24 protein-coding genes are annotated in these 21,494 nt (G+C 60.1%); 3 read left to right on the top strand and 21 right to left on the bottom strand.

Annotated features, from left to right (window positions below):
* The 10 genes from J5M72_RS18865 to J5M72_RS18910 form a co-directional block, all read right to left on the bottom strand.
* Positions 1-1,126 (bottom strand): phage tail protein (locus tag J5M72_RS18865; RefSeq protein WP_207866768.1); only part of this gene is annotated, 1,126 nt, incomplete at its 3' end.
* Positions 1,127-1,762 carry a phage tail protein I gene (locus J5M72_RS18870; protein ID WP_207866769.1) on the bottom strand — a complete coding sequence of 212 codons (636 nt, stop codon included), beginning with the start codon at positions 1,760-1,762 and terminating at the stop codon, positions 1,127-1,129.
* The gene (locus J5M72_RS18875; RefSeq protein ID WP_207866770.1) at positions 1,759-2,754 is read right to left on the bottom strand and encodes a baseplate J/gp47 family protein; all 996 of its coding nucleotides are present in this window, start codon (positions 2,752-2,754) and stop codon (positions 1,759-1,761) included. The genes J5M72_RS18870 and J5M72_RS18875 overlap by 4 nt, the downstream gene beginning before the upstream one ends.
* Positions 2,751-3,083 carry a phage baseplate protein gene (locus J5M72_RS18880; protein WP_169429086.1) on the bottom strand — a complete coding sequence of 111 codons (333 nt, stop codon included), beginning with the start codon at positions 3,081-3,083 and terminating at the stop codon, positions 2,751-2,753. The genes J5M72_RS18875 and J5M72_RS18880 overlap by 4 nt, the downstream gene beginning before the upstream one ends.
* Before the next feature lie 14 nt (positions 3,084-3,097).
* Complete coding sequence (locus J5M72_RS18885; RefSeq protein ID WP_169429085.1) at positions 3,098-3,706, bottom strand: phage baseplate assembly protein V; 609 nt, start codon at positions 3,704-3,706, stop codon at positions 3,098-3,100.
* A 3-nt stretch (positions 3,707-3,709) separates the two neighbouring features.
* Positions 3,710-4,231 (bottom strand): hypothetical protein, encoded by a 522-nt coding sequence (locus J5M72_RS18890; protein ID WP_169429084.1) that lies wholly within the window; start codon positions 4,229-4,231, stop codon positions 3,710-3,712.
* 73 nt (positions 4,232-4,304) lie between these two features.
* Entirely contained in the window at positions 4,305-4,643 is a 339-nt protein-coding gene (locus J5M72_RS18895) for a phage holin family protein (RefSeq protein ID WP_085647806.1), read from the bottom strand.
* A gap of 94 nt (positions 4,644-4,737) precedes the next feature.
* Entirely contained in the window at positions 4,738-5,319 is a 582-nt protein-coding gene (locus J5M72_RS18900; RefSeq protein WP_207866771.1) for a DUF642 domain-containing protein, read from the bottom strand.
* Positions 5,316-5,510 carry a Com family DNA-binding transcriptional regulator gene (locus J5M72_RS18905; protein WP_169429082.1) on the bottom strand — a complete coding sequence of 65 codons (195 nt, stop codon included), beginning with the start codon at positions 5,508-5,510 and terminating at the stop codon, positions 5,316-5,318. The genes J5M72_RS18900 and J5M72_RS18905 overlap by 4 nt, the downstream gene beginning before the upstream one ends.
* Positions 5,511-6,045: 535 nt before the next feature.
* Entirely contained in the window at positions 6,046-6,780 is a 735-nt protein-coding gene (locus tag J5M72_RS18910) for an XRE family transcriptional regulator (RefSeq protein WP_169429081.1), read from the bottom strand.
* 210 nt (positions 6,781-6,990) lie between these two features.
* Here J5M72_RS18910 and mutS point away from each other — a divergent pair, with 210 nt between their 5' ends.
* Both mutS and fdxA read left to right on the top strand, forming a co-directional pair.
* Complete coding sequence (gene mutS / locus J5M72_RS18920) at positions 6,991-9,573, top strand: DNA mismatch repair protein MutS (protein ID WP_169429080.1); 2,583 nt, start codon at positions 6,991-6,993, stop codon at positions 9,571-9,573.
* A 164-nt stretch (positions 9,574-9,737) separates the two neighbouring features.
* Positions 9,738-10,061 (top strand): ferredoxin FdxA, encoded by a 324-nt coding sequence (gene fdxA / locus J5M72_RS18925; RefSeq protein WP_007908827.1) that lies wholly within the window; start codon positions 9,738-9,740, stop codon positions 10,059-10,061.
* 510 nt (positions 10,062-10,571) lie between these two features.
* Here the strand turns inward: fdxA and rpoS are convergent.
* The 8 genes from rpoS to J5M72_RS18965 form a co-directional block, all read right to left on the bottom strand.
* On the bottom strand, positions 10,572-11,579 hold the full coding sequence (gene rpoS / locus J5M72_RS18930) for an RNA polymerase sigma factor RpoS (RefSeq protein WP_007954831.1): 1,008 nt from the start codon (positions 11,577-11,579) through the stop codon (positions 10,572-10,574).
* Between the two features lie 106 nt (positions 11,580-11,685).
* Positions 11,686-12,567 (bottom strand): peptidoglycan DD-metalloendopeptidase family protein, encoded by an 882-nt coding sequence (locus J5M72_RS18935; protein ID WP_207866772.1) that lies wholly within the window; start codon positions 12,565-12,567, stop codon positions 11,686-11,688.
* Between the two features lie 211 nt (positions 12,568-12,778).
* Complete coding sequence (locus tag J5M72_RS18940) at positions 12,779-13,414, bottom strand: protein-L-isoaspartate(D-aspartate) O-methyltransferase (protein ID WP_169432601.1); 636 nt, start codon at positions 13,412-13,414, stop codon at positions 12,779-12,781.
* A gap of 41 nt (positions 13,415-13,455) precedes the next feature.
* Complete coding sequence (surE, locus tag J5M72_RS18945) at positions 13,456-14,205, bottom strand: 5'/3'-nucleotidase SurE (protein ID WP_169429078.1); 750 nt, start codon at positions 14,203-14,205, stop codon at positions 13,456-13,458.
* Positions 14,193-15,251, bottom strand: coding sequence for a tRNA pseudouridine(13) synthase TruD (gene truD, locus J5M72_RS18950; RefSeq protein WP_134825650.1), 1,059 nt, complete (start codon positions 15,249-15,251; stop codon positions 14,193-14,195). The genes surE and truD overlap by 13 nt, the downstream gene beginning before the upstream one ends.
* Complete coding sequence (gene ispF / locus J5M72_RS18955) at positions 15,248-15,721, bottom strand: 2-C-methyl-D-erythritol 2,4-cyclodiphosphate synthase (protein WP_007954821.1); 474 nt, start codon at positions 15,719-15,721, stop codon at positions 15,248-15,250. The genes truD and ispF overlap by 4 nt, the downstream gene beginning before the upstream one ends.
* A 43-nt stretch (positions 15,722-15,764) precedes the next feature.
* Positions 15,765-16,610: an S-formylglutathione hydrolase gene (gene fghA / locus J5M72_RS18960; RefSeq protein ID WP_114881646.1), complete on the bottom strand. Its 846-nt coding sequence runs from the start codon at positions 16,608-16,610 to the stop codon at positions 15,765-15,767.
* Between the two features lie 54 nt (positions 16,611-16,664).
* The gene (locus J5M72_RS18965; RefSeq protein WP_007954819.1) at positions 16,665-17,777 is read right to left on the bottom strand and encodes an S-(hydroxymethyl)glutathione dehydrogenase/class III alcohol dehydrogenase; all 1,113 of its coding nucleotides are present in this window, start codon (positions 17,775-17,777) and stop codon (positions 16,665-16,667) included.
* Between the two features lie 115 nt (positions 17,778-17,892).
* Between J5M72_RS18965 and J5M72_RS18970 the strand changes: the two genes are divergently transcribed.
* Positions 17,893-18,789: a LysR substrate-binding domain-containing protein gene (locus J5M72_RS18970; RefSeq protein WP_085712852.1), complete on the top strand. Its 897-nt coding sequence runs from the start codon at positions 17,893-17,895 to the stop codon at positions 18,787-18,789.
* Here J5M72_RS18970 and ispD read toward each other — a convergent pair.
* The 3 genes from ispD to eno form a co-directional block, all read right to left on the bottom strand.
* Positions 18,786-19,493 carry a 2-C-methyl-D-erythritol 4-phosphate cytidylyltransferase gene (gene ispD, locus J5M72_RS18975; protein WP_169429073.1) on the bottom strand — a complete coding sequence of 236 codons (708 nt, stop codon included), beginning with the start codon at positions 19,491-19,493 and terminating at the stop codon, positions 18,786-18,788. The two genes, J5M72_RS18970 and ispD, sit on opposite strands and share 4 nt — an antisense overlap.
* Positions 19,490-19,768 carry a cell division protein FtsB gene (gene ftsB / locus J5M72_RS18980; protein ID WP_003222158.1) on the bottom strand — a complete coding sequence of 93 codons (279 nt, stop codon included), beginning with the start codon at positions 19,766-19,768 and terminating at the stop codon, positions 19,490-19,492. Before ftsB ends, ispD begins: the two co-directional genes overlap by 4 nt.
* 329 nt (positions 19,769-20,097) lie before the next feature.
* Positions 20,098-21,387 carry a phosphopyruvate hydratase gene (gene eno / locus J5M72_RS18985; protein WP_007954808.1) on the bottom strand — a complete coding sequence of 430 codons (1,290 nt, stop codon included), beginning with the start codon at positions 21,385-21,387 and terminating at the stop codon, positions 20,098-20,100.
* Between the last annotated feature and the right edge of the window lie 107 nt (positions 21,388-21,494).

Genomic DNA, 21,494 nt, shown 5'->3' on the forward strand with positions numbered 1-21,494 from the left:
ACCGGAAATTCCCGACCCCCTCATCCCCCTTGTTGAACTTGCCACCCAGATAGGCGCTCAAGTCAGGGTAGGTCGCGCTGCTCTTGACGCTGTTGTCCAGCTCCAGAAAACCCGGTGGCGGTGTATCGACAGGGAACGCCACAATCGATCCCACCGGCAACGCAGAAGCCTTGGCAATCAGCGCCTCGACTTCAGCCTTGGTGTACGAATCTTTGATGCCAAACCCGGACAACGTGTCGGGATTCGAGCCGGCCGTCGCGCGGCCGTATTCGTCGACGCTCAGACTCTTGTAAGTCCCGGCGGCAATCCCGGTGCGCCCTGCCAGCATCTTGAATGTCAGCGCGGTTGTGCCAAGAGTGATCGGCGCGTTGGTGGTCAGGTGCCACAGCGAATCGCCGTTGAGCGTACCCTCCTCCACCATCACCGTCAGGCCCGGTGTGACCTTGGCGCTGACGTTGGCATCGTTGGCCCGAATCCAGTCACCGTTGGCGACGATCCACAGGCCGTTGTCCTTGGCCAGGGTCTGGTTCGGCAGCAGCACGCGGTCGCCGGCAATCACCGCCACGCCGTCGATCTGCTGCGCACCGTTCAACACCACGTTGGCGGTGGCGGCGACACGTACCGATTGCTTGCCGTCGAGTTTGCCGAGTTCTTCGGCGAGGTAGCTCATGACCCACGCACGAGTGGCCTTGACCACGGTGTCGTCGATCAGCAGCGTCACCAGCGAGGCATTGCTGGTCTCGAAAATCGAGCGGATGTAGAACTCTTTGCCCGAGCCCGACGTGGCCAGCACCGGTTTGAACGACTCCGGGTATTTGACGATGGCGTAGAGAATCCCGGTGTCGGTCCACAGACCGGCTTCACGCACGTACCAGCCGCCGACGTCCGGCGGGATGGTGACTTCGGCGAGCAGCCAGCTCGGATTCTTCTCGTCCTGGAACAGCGCATTGAGCGGTCCGCGCCAGACTTCGCGTTTCAGCGCGGTAGCCGTCGCGGCCGGGTTGTAGACCGCGCCGCTGCCATCGCCGACGGAAATCTGCGTCAGCTTGATCGGTACGCCCGCCGCCTTGCAGGCGGTTTCGTAGGCAATCCCTGCGTTGGTGAGCAGGGTGTAATAGTCAGCCATTCAGGCCCCCTGAGGATAAATAGTGGATGTTTCGACGGTGTACAGCGCAGCCGCCATGAAGGCCTCTCCCGAGGTTTCGAGCCCTTCGAGGAACACCGGATAAACCGTGGTCAGCTCACCGCAAAAGGTCGCGGCGCCGATCACATGAGAGCCGAAGGCGCTGAGGCCGACCGACACCGACAGCACGTCCCGTTCGCTCTTGGCATCGGCCAGGCGTCGGTCGAGACGGGCATCGATTTCTTCGCTGTAGGGTTGTTCGCTGAAGGCCCGCACGGAAAAGCTGTAGGGTTCGCCGGGCGGTGTCTGTTCATACCAGGCGCGGACTTCAGGCCTGAGTTGCAAGCCCTTGGCAGCGTTTTCCAGTGCCTTGCGGGTGCCGGCCTGACGCGCGGTTGGCCAGGCCAGTTCGACGGTCAGGCGCTTCTCGGCTTCCGGTGCGTCGGTGCTCCATTCGGCCACGCCGCGATCCGCTGCGAGATACGGCAGGAATGCGAGGGGTGTCGAGCTCGGGTTCATCAGTTCGGGGAACGGCGGTGCGATGCGGTCAAGCAAAGCGCCGAAGCCGATGTCGAGTGCCCGTTCCAGCGCCGAGCTGTTGGCCGGCAGCAGGGTCGGACGCGGTGTCTGGTCCGTCATAGTGTCTGCACCTCGACCTCGACCGCCGTGCAGTACGGCGCTTGAAACGCGCTGCAGACGATGGGCGTCAGCGGTTCAAGAATCTGCAATTGCACGGCGCCGGCGCTGTGCAGCGTGTAGTCGATCCAGCTCGGGTCGACCCGACCTTCCAGGCGATGGCAGCTGTCGGCGTAGGCTTGCAGATGTTGCTCGGCGGCGACTTTGGTCAGGCCCGAATCGGGGCCGGAATTGATCTTTGCCACGACGCGGATTTTGTAGCGCTGAATCTCGGCGCCTTTGACCGTGACCTTGTCGGTTTCCGGACAGACATCGGGCCGGGCGAAGTGCTGGCGCACGCCGTCGAGCAGTGCGGTGGACGGTGTGCCGTCGGCGTCGCGGGACAGCACCGTCACCTGCACTTCACCGGGGGCCGTACGGCGGCCATTGCCATCCTTGACCTGTGCGGCGAGGCCGTCCGGGGCAAAGGTGTAGGTGACGTTGACGACGCCGGCATCGGTGGATTCGACTTTCACCGCCGGCCGTTCGCCGAGGGTGAACACCTCGCGGCGATACTGCATCCGCGACCCCGCTGCCGGCGCATGGGGCGCCAGGTAATAACGCAACCGGGCATCATCGTCGCTCTCGTAAATCGCCGGCACTGGCGGAAACGCTGCCGGGTCGCCCGGGTCGAGCAACTGCCGCTCCAGCCCCATGTCCGCGAGCCGCGCATCAAGGTTGCTGCCGGTGGCCCACCACGCCAGCATTTGCTTGATGCGAGCGTTGTATTTGCGTTCGTGGCTTTGCAGGCGAACGCAAAACGCTTCGAGCGCCATCGTCAGCAATTCGCTTTCGTTGTCCAGGCTGGTCTTGAGTTTCGCAGCGCTCTGCGGCGAGCGGGTACCGACGTATTCCAGGACGAAGGTCTTGAACTCGGCCAGCAGATCCTCGAAGGCCTCGACCTTGATCAATGAGGGTTCGGCCAGTTGGTTCTGGCCCGGGATCAACATGCTCATGTCACGACCTCGAAAGTCTGTTGGCGGTTTTTCCAGGTGCCGGCGAAGCGCAGCAGCAGACCGGCGCCCTGACGCGTGGCGACGATCACGCCTGGCTGGAAATCGCCGATGCCGTTCTGCGCGTTGTAGAAAGCCTGCGCAGCGTGACTCTGGGCCAGAAGCAGAACGTCATCACCCAGGTTTTGCCCCAACAGCGTGGGGATCAACGAACCATAAAGGGGCCTTTTTTGCCGGGTGCCCAGCGGCGTGGTCAGGGCCCGGGTCGCGCGCTGCACGAATTGCAGCCAGTCGTCGACCGTGGCCCCGGTGTCTCTATCGATTCCGATCATGGGAAGCTCTTGATTCAGGGGCTGATGACGCGACCCTGGTGATCCACCAACGGGCCGCTGAAGTGCACGCCCGAGGCGTCGATGGTCAGGCCGACCGCGCCCAGCTGCAGGTTGATCGCTTGCGCTGTCATCGCCAGCCGCGCCGGGCCGATGCTCAGTTCAAGCGATTCTCGGGAGCCGTTGAAGGCGGCCGGACCGTTTTGCCAATGCAGCGTGTGAGTGGCGTCGTCGTAGCCGCTTTCGCTGCCGTCCTGATGGACGCGACGGGTCAACGTCGGCACCGTCGAGGTCGGTGGAAAACGGTCGCTGTTCAGGCCGAACAACGCCACGCTTTGTGCGCCGCTTTCGCCGCTGCCGTAGTTGAACAGCAGGCATTGTTCGCCCACCGTCGGGATCCGCGACTCGCTCTGCGCGCCGGCGCTGGGGTTGAAGAATTTGATGGCCGGGGTGAGCAATCCACCGTGGCTGACCTTGCAGGTGTTGCTCGCGGCATCGACCTCCTGACAGATGCCGATGCGGCAATAACTCTCGGCGCGTCGGTGCAGGTCTTCGATCTCCGCTTCCATCTCGGCCAAGCGTTCGATGATCGGGCCCAGTTGCATACGCAGTAACGCGTCGAACATCGGTCAGGCCTCCAGCGTGGTGTATTGGTCGGGATCATCGATGTCGCTGACTTCCCAGGTGCGGGCGAATTTCGGTGTGCCGAGCGGGTCGTCCAGCAGGGTCGGGCCCAGGTACAGGGTCTGATTGAAGGTCAGTGTCCAGGCCTTGTTGGGCTGATCGGCGCGAATCGCCAGTGACGGCAAACCATCGATATTCATCGGCAGATCGCATTGATCGCCGGGCAGGCCCCAACGATTGTCGGTGATCAGGTTTTTCAGGGCGGCGATCAGGTCACAGGCAGCGAACGCCGTGGCGGAAAGCGCCGGGATGACTTGCAGTGACAGCGTCAGCACATGGGCGATACGCCCGTTGGCAGCGCGTTCTCCTGGTGCATTGCGTTCGATGTCGATCAGCACCCAGGCCTTGTCGCCGGGGGCCGTGAAGTCATCCTGACTGCCGACCTGCACGTTCAGGTCGGCGTTGTTGCGCAAGGCTGTCGCCATTGCCGTGAACAGTTGCGACGGCTGCCGGATCGGTGTGGGCATGCATGACCTCCTTTTCGAATGTCCACGCGCAGTCCCACCGCACAGCGTGCAGCGAGACAGGAAAGTGAAAGGGTTACTGCGGATCGCGCGGGGGAACTTCGCAGACGCCAATGCGCTTGGCGGCCCAGCGTTCGTACAGACCGATGGCCACGTCGGCGCCGGCCATGGCTGTCAGGCAGCCAAACGCGCCAGCAGCCCAGATCGACATGCCGGCGGCGTACAGCAGCATGATCGCCGAGACGCCGCAGATCATGCAGGCGCCGGAGCGCAGGGCGAGCCGCCGAAGCAGTGGCCAGCCACGGGCGCCCTCCTTGTCGGCGCGCCACATTTCGCCGGACACCCCGCCCACGACGGCAAGGAGGATGACCAGCCAGATCGGCATGTCAGCCAACGCTTGTTGCTCGTTTGTCATGTCACGCCTCCTTGAAAGTTTGATGTGTGATGTATTTTGGTTTCAAACGATGTCTCTGAAAGCGGGCACTCAAGGAGTGCCCGCAGGCTATCTCTTAAAGAGGTACTACGCTGACCTTGTCAATGAACGCGAAATGAGCATTGGGATTCTGCTCGTTCCAGAAGCTCAGGGTCGTTTGCGAAGTAGTGGCGGTGAAGTCCAGAGTTCTGGTTTCCCATACGGTTGCATCACCTGTCGCCACAGGCGTGTCGAAGCTTGTGGTTTGTCCGGCTATCTTGACGTTGATGACACCATTGCCGGTGCGATTCACATACTTCGAGTTACCGGCGCTAAAAGTCAGGCGATACTTTGCGCCCACGACGGTGTTGATGTTTTGCTGAATTCCGCCGCCGTTTTCGTAAACATAGTTGGCAAGATCAACGGCCATTGCGCCATCGGCAGCAACCGAACTGCCGATGGCGGCGCGGACGTTCATGTACTCGACACCGGACAGGAACGTTGTCCAGCCGTTGATGAAGTCAGCCTGAGCGGGTGTATTCAAGATGCAGTCGTTAGCGCAACCGGGGGTTTCAAAGCTTCCATTGACGACCAGTTCGGCCGCAAAGGCGGAACCGCTGGCAGCCAGCAGCGTCAGGGACAACAGCATCGAACCCAGATGAGTTTTGATCGATTTCATTTTTTACCTATAGAGTCGGATAGTCTTGTGCACTTGATTGTGCTCATGTCGCTCACAGGCGATCGCTCGAGACTCGTGGCCTTCACATGATTCAATGTTCCGCAGCGGGAACATTTGATCTGGAGTTCTGTGTACTCACCCACCCGGGCGAGCAGTCGTTTGCAATAGCCGCAACGGCAGTCTTTCAACATCTGCAAATCCTTTTGATTCTCCGCCTGACTGCGTTTATGCCGTGAAGCTTCGGTGAAGCGGCGTGCGCCAGGTAGGCATTCCAAAAAGCCCGGCAGTCCGCCGGGCTTTTCAGTAATGCGCTCCTTCGCCTTCCTTCAATCCTGTGTACGTGTGAAGGAAGCTGACTTTTCGGCGCTACTGGCGCGGTACGAGTCCATTCAAATTGTTTTTCCGACCGCGGTCCCTGCCCGCCGGATAACTGCTTCTGGTGCTTTACGCTGCACACCCGGGTCAGTTGCCAACCCTCTGAACCGTTGAGGCCGGTTCATCGCTGCCTGTTCTTGTGGAACTAAAGAGCTGTTGTTGCCAGCCGCTTTGTCGAGCGGCTTGGTGGCAAGAATATGCATGTATGCATATACAGTCAATGCGTAAATGCATTTATTTATGCATGAGAAATGCGCGAATGCATGAAAGCCCCGCCATTCAAGGGTTGTCCGGTTTTCCAGGGGCGAAAAAAAACCCGCCGTGGGCGGGTTCTATCTGAGAGAGGGATCGTTATCGGGCGTACATGCCCCACCAGAAGACGTGACCGAGGATGACGATCTGCTCGTCCTGCATATCCTGGAAGCTGTAGTCCTCGTCCGGATGCTCATCGCGATTGAAGCTGCGCAGACGGATACCGGTAGGCAGGCGGTAGAGCTGTTTCACCCGCAATTGACCGTTGTGGTTGATCGCATAAAGGTCGCCATCAATGATGTCGCCGATCCCGCACTTGCCGGCGTTGACACCGACCGTGGCGCCGTCGCGCAGCACCGGCAACATGCTGTTGCCCCGTACGGTCACGCATTTGGCCTGGTCGAACTGCACGCCATTATGGCGCAGGCTGCGCTTGCCAAAGCGCAGGCTGGAGCGCTCGCTCTCTTCGATGACGAATCTTCCTGATCCAGCAGCCAATTCAACCTCGCGAAGGAAGGGCACGGACACCTCGTCGTCATCGACGGGCGTGTCATCGTCCCACAGGCTTATGTCCTTGAGTTCGGAATGCAACTCCTCGCGCCCGCCGCCGGCAACCGGCGCAACATCCGCGCGCCCGCGCAACTGATCGGTGCTCACGGCGAAGTACTCGGCAATCTTGGAAATATGTTTATCCGAAGGATCGACGATCTTCCCGCTGAGAATCCGCGAGAGAGTGGATTGAGGCACGCCGGTGCGACGGTGGAGCTCCGTGGGGGAGATCCCGTGCTGATCGAGCAGTGCTCTTAAGACGGAGGATACGTTGCGTTTTTGCATAACGCGCATAGTGCTTGAAGTTTTTCGGGATGACAAATGCTGATTTGCATAAATCGTGCATAGTCGAGCTTTTTGCGCCATAAACCTGTCACCCGGCCGCGATGCCTGCGTCCAACAGACCGCCCATGGTAACCTTGCGCCCATCGCGGAAAAGCCCGGCGACCGCCCCGCTTTTGCCCCACATCTTCCAACGAGTTACCTGACAATCCGATGAATAAAGCCGTCTCCGACCTGTCCTCCCACACTCCGATGATGCAGCAGTACTGGCGCCTGAAGAATCAGCACCCGGACCAGCTGATGTTCTACCGCATGGGCGACTTCTACGAGATCTTCTACGAAGACGCGAAGAAGGCGGCCAAGTTGCTGGACATCACCCTGACCGCCCGCGGGCAGTCGGCAGGGCAGGCAATTCCGATGTGCGGGATTCCGTATCACGCGGCGGAAGGCTATCTGGCGAAACTGGTCAAGCTGGGCGAGTCGGTAGTGATCTGCGAGCAGGTTGGCGACCCGGCCACCAGCAAGGGCCCGGTCGAGCGTCAGGTAGTGCGGATCATCACCCCGGGCACAGTCAGCGATGAGGCATTGCTGGATGAGCGCCGCGACAACCTGATCGCGGCGGTGCTGGGGGACGAGCGCCTGTTCGGCCTCGCGGTACTGGACATCACCAGCGGCAACTTCACCGTGCTGGAAATCAAGGGTTGGGAAAACCTGTTGGCGGAGCTTGAGCGGGTCAACCCGGTCGAGCTGCTGATCCCGGATGACTGGCCAAAGGATCTGCCGGCGGAAAAACGCCGTGGCGTTCGCCGTCGCGCACCGTGGGATTTCGAGCGCGACTCGGCGCTGAAAAGTCTCTGCCAGCAGTTTTCGACCCAGGATCTGAAAGGCTTCGGCTGCGAAACGTTGACCCTGGCCATCGGCGCTGCCGGTTGCCTGCTGGCGTACGCCAAGGAAACCCAGCGTACCGCCCTGCCCCACCTGCGCAGCCTGCGTCATGAACGGCTGGACGACACCGTGGTGCTGGACGGTGCCAGCCGCCGCAACCTCGAACTCGACACCAACCTGGCCGGTGGCCGCGACAACACCCTGCAATCGGTGGTCGACCGTTGCCAGACCGCCATGGGCAGCCGCTTGCTGACCCGCTGGCTGAACCGCCCACTGCGCGATCTCACCGTGCTGCTGGCGCGCCAGACCTCGATCCGTTGCCTGCTCGACGGTTATCGTTTCGAAAAACTGCAACCACAGTTGAAAGAGATCGGTGACATCGAGCGGATTCTCGCCCGGATCGGTCTGCGCAATGCCCGTCCTCGCGACCTCGCCCGTCTGCGTGACGCACTCGGCGCCCTGCCTGAACTGCAAGTGGCGATGACCGATCTCGAAGCGCCGCACCTGCAACATCTGGCAAGCACCACCAGCACCTACCCGGAACTGGCAGCGCTGCTGGAAAAAGCCATTATCGACAATCCACCGGCGGTGATCCGTGATGGCGGCGTGCTGAAAACCGGCTACGACAGCGAACTCGACGAGCTGCAGTCGCTGAGCGAAAACGCCGGACAATTCCTGATCGATCTGGAAGCCCGGGAAAAGGCCCGTACCGGCCTGGCCAACCTGAAAGTCGGTTACAACCGGATTCACGGCTACTTCATCGAATTGCCCAGCAAGCAGGCTGAATCGGCTCCGGCGGACTATATCCGTCGTCAGACCCTGAAGGGCGCAGAGCGCTTCATTACTCCCGAGCTGAAAGAGTTCGAGGACAAGGCACTGTCGGCCAAGAGCCGCGCCCTGGCTCGCGAGAAGATGCTCTATGAGGCGTTGCTGGAAGATTTGATCAGCCAGTTGCCGCCGCTGCAGGACACCGCTGGTGCGCTGGCAGAACTGGATGTGCTGAGCAATCTCGCCGAACGTGCTCTGAATCTCGACCTGAATTGCCCGACCTTCGTCAGCGAACCGTGCATGCGCATCAACCAGGGTCGCCATCCGGTGGTCGAGCAAGTGCTGACCACACCGTTCGTGGCCAACGATCTGAGCCTGGACGACAACACCCGGATGCTGGTGATCACCGGTCCGAACATGGGCGGTAAATCCACCTATATGCGCCAGACCGCGTTGATCGTGCTGTTGGCGCACATCGGCAGCTTCGTGCCAGCGGCCAGCTGCGAACTGTCGCTGGTGGACCGGATTTTCACCCGCATCGGTTCCAGCGACGACCTGGCCGGCGGCCGCTCGACCTTTATGGTGGAAATGAGCGAAACCGCCAACATCCTGCACAACGCCACCGAACGCAGCCTGGTGCTGATGGACGAAGTGGGTCGCGGCACCAGCACGTTCGACGGCTTGTCGCTGGCATGGGCGGCGGCCGAGCGACTGGCGCATTTGCGCGCCTATACTCTATTTGCCACGCACTATTTCGAACTGACCGTGTTGCCGGAAGCCGAGCCGCTGGTTGCCAACGTGCATCTCAACGCGACCGAACACAACGAACGTATCGTGTTCCTGCACCATGTCCTGCCGGGGCCGGCGAGCCAGAGCTATGGCCTGGCCGTGGCGCAACTGGCCGGTGTACCCAGCGAAGTGATCGCGCGAGCCCGCGAGCACTTGAGCCGACTGGAAGACACTGCGCTGCCTCATGAAGCGCCAAAGCCGGCCGTCAAAGGCAAGCCGGCCGCCCCGCAACAGAGCGACATGTTCGCCAGCCTGCCGCACCCGGTACTGGACGAACTGGCCAAGCTGGATCTCGATGACGTGACACCGCGCCGGGCACTCGAAATGTTATATGCACTTAAGAACCGGATCTAAGCACTGAAGAACCGGATATAACGCAAACGGCTTCAAGCTGTTAGAATCTCGCGCGGTTCGGGATGCTGCTGGCTATTTAGCCTGGCTGGCAGACATCGCTCCCGAACCTGGCGACCCCAACCGTGAAGGGGCAACGCTGCCGCCGCCTGAGGAGAAAATTAGAAATGACCTTCGTCGTCACCGACAACTGCATCAAGTGCAAGTACACCGACTGCGTAGAAGTCTGTCCGGTGGACTGCTTTTACGAAGGCCCGAACTTCCTGGTGATTCACCCGGATGAATGCATCGACTGCGCACTGTGCGAACCGGAATGCCCGGCCGTCGCCATTTTCTCCGAGGACGAAGTTCCGGAAGAAATGCAGGAGTTCATTCAGCTGAACGTTGAATTGGCCGAAATCTGGCCGAACATCACCGAGAAGAAAGAATCGCTGCCAGACGCCGAAGAGTGGGATGGTGTCAAAGGCAAGATCAAAGACCTCGAACGCTGATTACCCCCGCGTTCACGCAAAAGGCCCCATGAGGGCCTTTTTGCTTTTCTGCGTTTTGCTTTTCTACAGGCAAAAAAAGGGGCGGTTTGACCCGCCCACATTTTTTCCCTATTCCCTGTGTTCCTTTTCATCGTCCTGATGAATCGCGTCCTGCGATGTCCATTCCCCTCTTCCGTGAAGGGCGTGTCTATCCGTCGACACAACCCAGATACTAAAGAGTTCCCCGGTTTGGGCAACCGGCCCGTTCCGGTAAAGTCTCGTGTCATAAGCATTTAACATTTGAAAATATTCATATAAATCAAAAACTTGATCACGGCACCACAGCGCAATGGATGTCTTCCGCAGTGTAAAAATAACGAACACTTACGAAAGAGTAAGCCAGGGCTTACACCGCGAGACTACAAACCCGGGAAATGACGACCGATCGTCAGGTTCCAGGCCGCTGGCCAGAGCCGGACAACAAAAAGCCCCGAACGGTCGGGGCTTTTTGTTGGCGGTCATGCAGAACGCTTACTGGAACAGCGACTCACTCGACAGGCCGTTTTTCTCAAGGATTTCCCGCAGGCGCTTGAGGCCTTCCACCTGGATCTGTCTCACCCGTTCCCGGGTCAGGCCGATCTCAAGGCCTACATCTTCCAGCGTGCTGCTCTCGTGACCGCGCAGACCGAAGCGGCGTACCACCACCTCGCGTTGCTTGTCGGTCAGCTCCGAGAGCCATTGATCGATGCTCTGCGACAGATCGTCATCCTGCAGCAGTTCGCATGGATCGGTCGGACGGTCGTCCGTGAGGGTGTCCAGCAGGGTTTTATCCGAATCCGGACCCAGCGAGACGTCGACCGAAGAAACCCGCTCGTTCAGGCCCAGCATGCGCTTGACTTCGCCCACCGGTTTTTCCAGCAGGTTGGCGATTTCTTCGGGTGAAGGTTCGTGATCGAGTTTTTGCGTCAGCTCCCGTGCCGCCCGCAGGTACACGTTGAGTTCCTTGACCACATGAATCGGCAGCCGGATGGTCCGGGTTTGATTCATGATCGCGCGCTCGATGGTCTGACGGATCCACCAGGTCGCGTAGGTCGAGAAGCGGAAGCCGCGCTCGGGATCGAACTTTTCCACCGCCCGGATCAGCCCGAGGTTGCCCTCTTCGATCAGATCCAGCAGCGACAGCCCCCGGTTGACGTAACGCCGGGCGATCTTGACCACCAGCCGCAGGTTACTTTCAATCATGCGCTTGCGCCCGGCGGGGTCGCCACTTTGCGACAGACGCGCAAAATGAACTTCTTCCTCCGGGGAGAGCAATGGGGAAAAGCCGATTTCGTTGAGGTACAGCTGCGTGGCATCGAGTGCCCGGGTGTAGTCGATGTACTTGTGTTGTTTAAGTGAAGCGGAGTGTTTGGATTTGGCACGAACGGAAGGTGGAGCAGCCCCTTCATCATTCGACATCGAATCCGAATCGATGCCGGTCTCCATCAGGAGAACCTCATCGTCGATGTCAAACTCCGGCACTTCTTTACTGAGAGCCATTGTTATAGTCCTTTGGTGAGTTCGACCCCAAGCTCAAGCGGCGCCTTTATCCTTGGCAACGCTGGAGCCTGTCCCCTCTACGTGAAAGAACAGGCTGGTCTGCAAATCAACGTCTTGGCAGGAACTGCAGCGGATCTACAGGTTTACCTTGTCGGCGAATCTCAAAATGCAGTTTCACCCGGTCTGTACCCGTTGACCCCATTTCGGCAATTGTCTGTCCGACTTTGACCTGCTGCCCCTCCCGTACCAACAGCCGACGGTTGTGTCCGTAAGCACTGACGTAGGTTTCGCTGTGTTTGATGATGACTAATTCGCCGTAGCCCCTTAAGCCACTCCCGGCGTAAACCACAGTCCCATCAGACGCAGCTAAAACAGGCTGTCCCAAATCTCCGGCGATATCAATTCCTTTATTCAAACTACCGTTTGAAGAGAATTTACCAATCAGAATGCCATTAGATGGCCATCCCCAGCCGGTCGGGGCTGGGCCCGGTGGAGGCAATGGAGCCGGTGCCGGCTTGTTGGCGACGGACGGTACAACCGTCGTCGAAGCGGCCCCGGAACCGGTGGTTGTGGTGGTCGTCGTGCCATTCGCCTGGCGCCGGATTATCGTGGTTTTGCTCGACGAAGACGGTGCCGAACCACTGCTGCTGGCCACCGCAGTCGACGTTGAACCCGGGCGCCCATCGAAGCGAATCGTCTGACCCGGGTGGATCGTGTACGGCGTAGGAATATTGTTCCGGGCAGCGAGGGCTTTATAGTCCCAGCCGTAGCGAAACGCGATGGAAAACATCGTGTCACCCGGACGGACTACATACTGTCCGGTCGTCACTGTAGGACGCTGGGCGACCGTGTTGTTGCGATCGACGACCCGAACGTTGTTCGATTTGGTGCTGGAGCAACCGACCAGCAAGGTGCTCAAGACAAGGCCAGTCACCAGGCGCTGAAAGCTCGTGTTACCCATACGCTGCGCAATGACTGTGAGACTCACCCGCCGCTCCCTTTGTGGTGGCTGAAAAATGTGGAATGCCGATTTCGGCCTGTAACGTCGCAAGTATAACGGGCGAATCCGGCTTTACCTTTAATGAAGCGTTATCGCTCGGCGCACACGTTTGCTCATGGACGATGAATTCTGTTTAAACAATCGGTGCCGGTGTAAGACAGGTGCACTCGCAAGGAATTCAGCGCCGAAAAACAAATGCTCAGGCCAGAGGCCCGTTGAGCAATGGCACAAAACGCACTGCCCCGAGGACGTGTCGGGAAAAGCCGTTTTCTTCGCGCACGATCAACATCAATTGCTGAACTTCGCCCGAGCCGACCGGGATGACCATCCGCCCGCCCGGTGCCAGTTGATCGAGCAGCGCCTGCGGCACATCGGTCGCCACTGCGGTGACGATGATGCCGTTGTACGGCGCCAGCGCCGGCCAGCCTTCCCAGCCATCACCCCAGCGGAACACCACGTTGCGCAGGTTGAGCTCGACCAGGCGTTCCTTGGCCCGGTCCTGCAGCACCTTGATGCGCTCCACCGAGAACACCCGCTCGACCAGTTGCGACAACACAGCGGTCTGGTAACCGGAACCGGTGCCGATCTCCAGCACCTTGTCCAGCGGCCCCGCCTCGAGCAGCAGCTCGCTCATGCGCGCGACCATATAAGGCTGGGAGATGGTCTGGTTGTGGCCGATCGGCAGCGCGGTGTCTTCATAAGCACGGTGCGCCAGCGCTTCGTCGACGAAGAGATGACGCGGCGTGCGGCGGATCACTTCCAGCACGTTCGCGTTGGACAAGCCTTCTTCATACAGTCGCTGAATCAGGCGTTCACGGGTGCGCTGGGAGGTCATCCCGATACCACTGCGCAACCGGTCGTCGTGTTCACGAGCCATCAGTTGAGCCCCTCCAGCCAGCCGTCGAGACTTCTGAAAGCATCATTGAAGGTGCGATCGAGCTGCAACGGAGTGATGGAAACGTAGCCCTGCATCACCGCGTGGAAATCGGTGCCCGGCCCGCCGTCCTCTGCATCGCCGGCGGCGGCGATCCAGTAACCGGCCTTGCCACGGGGATCGACCACTTTCATCGGCGCTGCCGCACGGGCGCGATGCCCCAGGCGCGTCAACTGAATGCCACGAATGTGATCGATCGGCAGGTTGGGAATGTTCACGTTCAATACCGTACGCGGTGGCAGATCGAGCCCGGCGTGGGCCTCGATCAGTTTGTGCGCAAAGTGGGCGGCCGTGGGCAGATTGTCCACCTGCCGGGAAACCAGCGAGAAGGCAAACGACGGTCGCTCGAGAAAACGGCCCTCGAGGGCTGCCGCCACCGTTCCGGAATACAGCACGTCGTCGCCCAGGTTGGCGCCGAGGTTGATGCCCGAGACCACCATGTCCGGCTGGCGCTCCAGCAGGCCGTTGAGTCCCAGATGTATGCAGTCGGTCGGCGTACCGTTGAGGCTGATGAAGCCATTGGCCAGGTATTGCGGGTGCAGCGGACGATCCAGCGTCAGCGAACTGCTGGCGCCGCTCTTGTCCTGCTCCGGGGCGATAACCACGCATTCGGTGTAATCCGCCAGCGCAGCATAAAGCGCGGCGAGACCGGGTGCGGTTACCCCATCGTCGTTTGAAATCAGAATACGCATGGGCTGTCCGTCTGCCCCACCGGCACCAGATCAACGAGTTCGCGCACCAATACGGTGGCGAAGCATCCGGCCGGGAGGACGAATTCCAGTTGCAGAATGTCAGGCTCGGGATAATGCCACGTCAACCCGCCAATGGGCAGCCGCAGGATACGACGTTCGTGGCTCATACCGGCATTAATCAACCAATCGCGCAGATCCGCCTCGCGTGCGGCAATCGCCTGCTCCAGATCATGGACAGCGCCGGCGGCCGGTGAGTCACCTTCGCCCCACTGCGGGCCGGTCGGATGCAGGTCGAGAATCGCCAGGCGCGGGTCGCTGCATTCGGCAACACCCGCCGGGAAAAAGCTGCGGCTGTCGGTGAACGCCAGCAGATCGCCGACCTGGGCGCGCTGCCAGGTGCCATCGGCAACACGCGCCGCCAGCACCTGGTTGAACAGAAAACTGCGGGCGGTCGACAGAAGGCGCGAACGCACATTGCGCTGCTCCGGCAAAGCCTTGCGCGCTGCCCATGAACGAGCGTCGACCACGTTGCCGCCGTCATGGCCGAAACGCTGGGCGCCGAAGTAGTTCGGGATACCTTGCTTGGCAATCTGTTGCAGGCGCTCGTCGATGGCGGCCTTGTCACCATTGAACTGGGTCAGGCGCAAGGTGAAACCGTTGGCCGAATGCGCGCCGCGTTGCAGCTTGCGTTTGTGGCGGGTGGTTTTGAGGATCTTCAGCGTGTCGTTTTCCGCCGCCGACAGATCCGGGTCGGCCTTGCCCGGCAATTGCACGCTGAACCACTGGCGCGTCAGCGCCTGACGGTCTTTCAGGCCGGCATAGCTGACCGTGCGCAGCGGCACACCGGCAGCCTTGGCAATGCGTCGAGCCGCTTCCTCGGTGTTCAGACCGCGCTTTTCCACCCAGATCCACAGGTGCTCGCCGTCACCGCTGAACGGAATGTCGAGGACTTCATCGACCTGGAAATCTTCGGCGATGGCTTTCAGTACCGCGGTGCCAAGGGCGTCGCCATAGGCCCGCGGGCCCAGCAGTTGCAGTTCGTTCATGCGCGCAACAACAAGGCAACGGAATGCACGGCGATGCCTTCTTCGCGACCGACGAAGCCAAGCTTCTCGGTGGTGGTGGCTTTTACGTTCACTTGATCCAGTTCTACTTGCAGATCCGCGGCAATCAGCGCGCGCATCGATTCGATATGGGGGGCCATTTTCGGGGCCTGGGCAACGATGGTGTTGTCGACGTTGCCGACCTTCCAGCCTTTGGCGTGGATCAGACTGACCACATGACGCAACAGCACACGGCTGTCGGCGCCCTTGAATTGCGGGTCGGTGTCCGGGAAGTGTTTGCCAATGTCACCTAACGCAGCCGCGCCGAGCAAGGCATCGCTCAAGGCGTGCAGCAGGACGTCACCGTCGGAGTGGGCGAGCAGCCCGAAGCCGTGTGCGATTCGCACGCCGCCCAGAGTAATGAAATCGCCTTCAGCGAAACGGTGCACATCATAGCCGTGGCCAATACGCATAAAAAAACGCCCCGATTTTTGTCAGGGCGTGATTCTACCTGCATTAGCCCTTGAGGGCGCGCGCGTGATGCTGCAAGTGGTCGTCAATGAAGCTCGCAATGAAGAAATAGCTGTGGTCATAACCCGGTTGCAGGCGCAACGTCAGCGGATGCCCCGCCTGTTTTGCCGCTTGTTGCAGCGCTTCCGGTTTGAGCTGGGTGGCGAGGAAGTCGTCGCGATCACCCTGATCGACCAGCAGTGGCAGTTTCTCGTCCGCCTCGGCAATCAGTGCACAGGCATCCCACTCGCGCCACTTCGAACGATCTTCGCCCAGATAGCGGGAGAACGCCTTTTGCCCCCACGGGCAATCCATCGGGTTGTTGATCGGCGAAAACGCCGACACCGACTGGTAACGCCCCGGATTGCGCAATGCACAAACCAATGCGCCGTGACCGCCCATGGAATGGCCGCTGATGCTGCGTTTGTCCGAGGCCGGGAAATGCGCTTCAACCAGTGAAGGCAATTCCTGCACGACGTAGTCATGCATCCGATAGTGCCGCGACCACGGCTCCTGCGTGGCATTCAAATAGAACCCGGCGCCCAGACCGAAATCCCACGCGCCATCCGGATCCCCCGGAACATCGGCGCCACGAGGGCTGGTGTCCGGTGCCACAATGATCAACCCCAGCTCGGCCGCCATGCGCATGGCACCGGCCTTCTGCATGAAGTTTTCGTCCGTGCAGGTCAGGCCCGACAGCCAGTACAGCACCGGCAGTTTGCCGCCCTGCTCTGCCTGCGGCGGCAGATACACGGCGAACACCATGTCGCAGCCCAGCACATCGGAGCGATGGCGATAGCGCTTGTGCCAGCCACCGAAACTCTTCTGACAGGAGATGTTTTCCAGACTCATGTAGGACTCCTACGCAGCCACGGCTGCGCATTGCAGCCGTGGCATCGCGATTGATCAGAAATGAATGACGGTGCGGATGCTCTTGCCTTCGTGCATCAGGTCAAACGCCTTGTTGATGTCTTCCAGACCCATGGTGTGGGTGATGAAAGTGTCCAGCGGGATCTCGCCGCTTTGCGCCATGTCGACGTAGCTTGGCAATTCGGTACGGCCACGCACGCCGCCGAATGCCGAACCGCGCCAGACGCGACCGGTCACCAGCTGGAACGGACGGGTGGCGATTTCCTGGCCGGCACCGGCAACGCCGATGATCACCGACTCGCCCCAACCTTTATGGCAGCACTCGAGGGCTGCGCGCATCAGTTGCACGTTGCCGATGCATTCGAAGGAGAAGTCGACGCCGCCGTCGGTCATGTCGACGATCACTTCCTGGATAGGACGATCGAAGTCCTTCGGGTTCACGCAGTCGGTGGCTCCCAGCTGTTTGGCGATTTCGAATTTGGCCGGGTTGATGTCGATGGCGATGATGCGCGAGGCCTTGGCCTTCACTGCACCAATCACGGCCGACAGACCGATGCCGCCCAGACCGAAGATGGCCACGGTGTCACCGGGTTTGACCTTGGCGGTGTTGATCACTGCGCCGATACCGGTGGTCACGCCGCAACCGAGCAGACAGACCTTTTCCAGCGGGGCATCCTTGGAGATCTTGGCCACCGAGATTTCCGGCAGCACGGTGTACTCGGAGAAGGTCGAAGTACCCATGTAGTGGAAAATCGTTTGGCCCTTGTAGGAAAAGCGCGAAGTGCCGTCCGGCATCAGGCCCTTGCCCTGAGTGGCGCGAATCGCCTGACACAGGTTGGTCTTGCCCGACTTGCAGAATTTGCACTGGCCGCATTCCGGGGTGTACAGCGGAATCACGTGGTCGCCGACGGCCACGGAAGTCACGCCTTCGCCGATCGCTTCAACGATTGCGCCGCCTTCATGGCCGAGGATCGACGGGAAAATACCTTCCGGGTCAGCGCCCGACAGGGTGTAGGCGTCAGTGTGGCAAACCCCGGAAGCCACCACGCGCAACAACACTTCACCGGCCTTGGGCATGGCGACATCGACTTCTACGATTTCCAGCGGCTTCTTGGCCTCGAAGGCAACGGCGGCGCGCGACTTGATCATGCTGACTCTCCAGTGAATCCATTGAATAAAAACCAGACAGGGAGTGTAGTCCAGCGCTGCTTGATGAATAATCCGGACAAAAGCAAAACATTATTGCCACACAGGGATAATCCCCATGTCCGAAAACCGCTGGGAAGGCATCGACGAGTTCGTCGCCGTAGCCGAATGCAGCCAGTTCACCGCCGCTGCCGAACGCCTGGGCGTTTCTTCCTCGCACATCAGTCGACAAATCGTACGGCTGGAAGAGCGTTTGCAGACGCGGCTGCTGTATCGCAGCACCCGGCGCGTCACCCTGACCGAAGCTGGCCAGACGTTTTTGCAACATTGCCAGCGCCTGCAGGATGGTCGCGAAGAGGCGCTGCGTGCAGTCGGTGATTTGACCAGCGAACCCAAAGGCATGCTGCGCATGACCTGCGCCGTGGCGTATGGCGAGCGCTTCATCGTGCCGCTGGTGACCCGGTTCATGGGGCATTACCCGCAACTGCGCATTGATATCGAACTGACCAACCGCCAACTCGACCTGGTGCACGAAGGCCTGGACCTGGCGATCCGCCTCGGGCGCCTTCAGGATTCCCGCCTGGTAGCAACTCGACTGGCCCCACGGCGCATGTACCTCTGCGCATCGCCGTCCTACCTCGAACGGTACGGTCGGCCACACAGCTTGTCGGAACTGAGTCGACACAATTGCCTGATCGGCAGCTCGGACATCTGGCAACTTGAACAGAACGGGCGGGAATTTTCCCAGCGGGTGCAGGGAAACTGGCGCTGTAACAGTGGGCAAGCAGTGCTGGATGCGGCGCTACAAGGTGTCGGACTGTGTCAATTGCCGGACTATTACGTGCTGGAACATCTGCACAGCGGCGCGTTGATCTCTTTGCTGGAAGCGCATCAACCGCCGAATACGGCGGTGTGGGCGCTGTATCCGCAGCAGCGGCACTTGTCGCCGAAGGTGCGCAAACTGGTGGATTTTCTCAAGGAAGGTTTGGCCGAGCGGCCGGAGTACCGGATTTAACGACGGTTGGCCCAGCGCTGGCGCAACCATTCCAAGTCTTCCGGACGGGTGACTTTCAGGTTATCCGCACGGCCCTCGATCAGACGCGGCGCCATGCCGGCCCACTCCATCGCCGAGGCTTCATCGGTGATCAGCGCATCGGCCACCAGACTGTCCGCCAGTGCCCGGTGCAAGGCACCCAGGCGAAACATCTGCGGCGTGTAGGCCTGCCAGATCACGCTGCGATCCACGGTTTCCACCACACGACCGTGCTTGTCGACCCGTTTCAGGGTGTCCTTCGCCGGCACAGCCAGCAAACCACCGACCGGATCGTTCGCCAGCTCAGCGAGCAATTTGTCGAGATCGTCACGGCTCAGGTTCGGCCGCGCCGCATCGTGCACCAACACCCAGTCCTCGTCATCAGCACCTTGCGCGTGCAAATGCAGCAAGGCGTTGAGCACGGAGCCGGAACGTTCGGCACCACCGTCGACCCGTTGAATTCGCGGATCGCTGGCGCTGGCCAAGTTCGGCCAATAAGGATCATCAACGGCAAGACTGACCACCAGGCCCTTGAGGCTCGGGTGATCGAGGAAACAGCCGAGGCTGTGTTCAAGAATGGTGCGCCCGCCCAGTTGCAGGTATTGCTTGGGACGGTCCGCGGCCATACGGGCACCGACGCCCGCGGCAGGAATCACGGCCCAGAAGGCCGGCAGAGAATCGATCATTGGGCCAACTGGTAAAGGGTTTCGCCGTCCTTGACCATGCCCAGTTCGTGACGAGCCCGTTCTTCAACGGTCTCCATACCTTTCTTCAACTCGCTGACTTCAGCGTCCATCACCCGATTGCGCTCCAGCAAGGCTTCGTTCTCGGCGTGTTGATCAGCAATCTGCTGATTCAGTTCGGCGACTTGCGCCAGACTGCCATTGCCCACCCACAGGCGGTACTGCAGACCGGCCAGCAGCAAGAGCAAGACGAGAAACAACCAGTAAGGACTGCGCATCGAATATCAGGTATCCAGTGAAAAAAGACAGCCACGCAAAAAACTTTGAAGCATCTGATAGCACGAAGCCTGGAATATCCAGGCTTGTGCATATAAGGCATCAGATTAGTGGCAAATCCATCGCTGTCACGACTTTTCCGACACAATCCGGTGTCTTTTTAACATGTGTGCCTTGCTTCACCAATACGCTTCACTTTTGGCGAGTGACTGTTGCCGTCAAGCAAGGCGCCGCGACGAGTCATAGCGCGCTATGGCGAGGAGCGGCAACGCTGCGTGACGGCAACAGGCGCCGCCAAAATGAAGCAGTATTGGTGAGGCAGGGCACTTAATCAGCCGCGGAACTCGGAGCGACCGTTGTACTTGGCCTTGCCATTCAACTGCTCTTCGATACGCAGCAGTTGGTTGTACTTGGAAACACGGTCGGAACGGCACAGCGAGCCGGTCTTGATCTGGCCAGCCGAAGTACCCACCGCCAGGTCGGCAATGGTCGAATCTTCGGTTTCGCCCGAACGGTGCGAGATCACGGCGGTGTAACCGGCAGCCTTGGCCATCTGGATGGCTTCCAGGGTTTCGGTCAGGGTGCCGATCTGGTTGAACTTGATCAGGATCGAGTTGGCGATCTTTTTATCGATGCCTTCTTTCAGGATCTTGGTGTTGGTCACGAACAGATCGTCGCCGACCAGCTGGGTCTTCTCGCCGATCTTGTCGGTGAGGATCTTCCAGCCAGCCCAGTCGGACTCGTCCAGACCGTCTTCGATCGAGATGATCGGGTAACGCTCGGTCAGACCTTTGAGGTAGTCGGCGAAACCTTCAGCGGTGAACACCTGGCCTTCGCCGGACAGGTTGTACTTGCCGTCTTCGAAGAATTCGCTGGCTGCGCAGTCCAGAGCCAGGGTCACGTCGGTGCCCAGCTTGTAGCCGGCGTTGGCGACAGCTTCGGAGATCACTTTCAGCGCGTCTTCATTGGAAGCCAGGTTCGGCGCGAAACCGCCTTCGTCACCCACAGCAGTGCTCAGGCCACGGGCCTTCAGAACGGCTTTCAGGTGATGGAAAATCTCGGTGCCCATGCGCAGACCTTCCGAGAAAGACTTGGCGCCAACCGGCTGAACCATGAATTCCTGGATGTCGACGTTGTTGTCGGCGTGTTCGCCGCCGTTGATGATGTTCATCATCGGAACCGGCATCGAGTACACACCCGGGGTGCCGTTCAGGTTGGCGATGTGTGCGTACAGCGGCAGGTCCTGATCCTGTGCAGCCGCCTTGGCCGCAGCCAGGGACACGGCGAGGATGGCGTTGGCGCCCAGGGTCGCTTTGTTTTCGGTACCGTCGAGCTTGATCATCGCGTGATCCAGGGCTTTCTGGTCGCTTGGGTCGGTGCCCAGCAGCAGATCGCGGATCGGACCGTTGATGTTGGCTACCGCCTTGAGCACGCCCTTGCCCAGGTAACGGCTCTTGTCGCCATCACGCAGCTCGAGCGCTTCACGCGAGCCAGTGGATGCACCGGACGGCGCGCAAGCGCTGCCGATGATGCCGTTGTCGAGAAGCACGTCCGCTTCCACGGTGGGATTGCCACGGGAGTCGAGAACTTCACGACCTTTGATGTCGACGATTTTTGCCATTGTTGTAAACACTCCAAAGTTGACGAAAACGACGCAGCTAGAGGAAATCTTTTGACCGTCGGCAAGTGGTGTGCAGCGGGCAGCTTGCAGACGACAACGCTCATACC

This window comes from Pseudomonas sp. 58(2021) (genome assembly GCF_017491585.1).
GTDB lineage: Bacteria > Pseudomonadota > Gammaproteobacteria > Pseudomonadales > Pseudomonadaceae > Aquipseudomonas > Aquipseudomonas fluorescens_BT.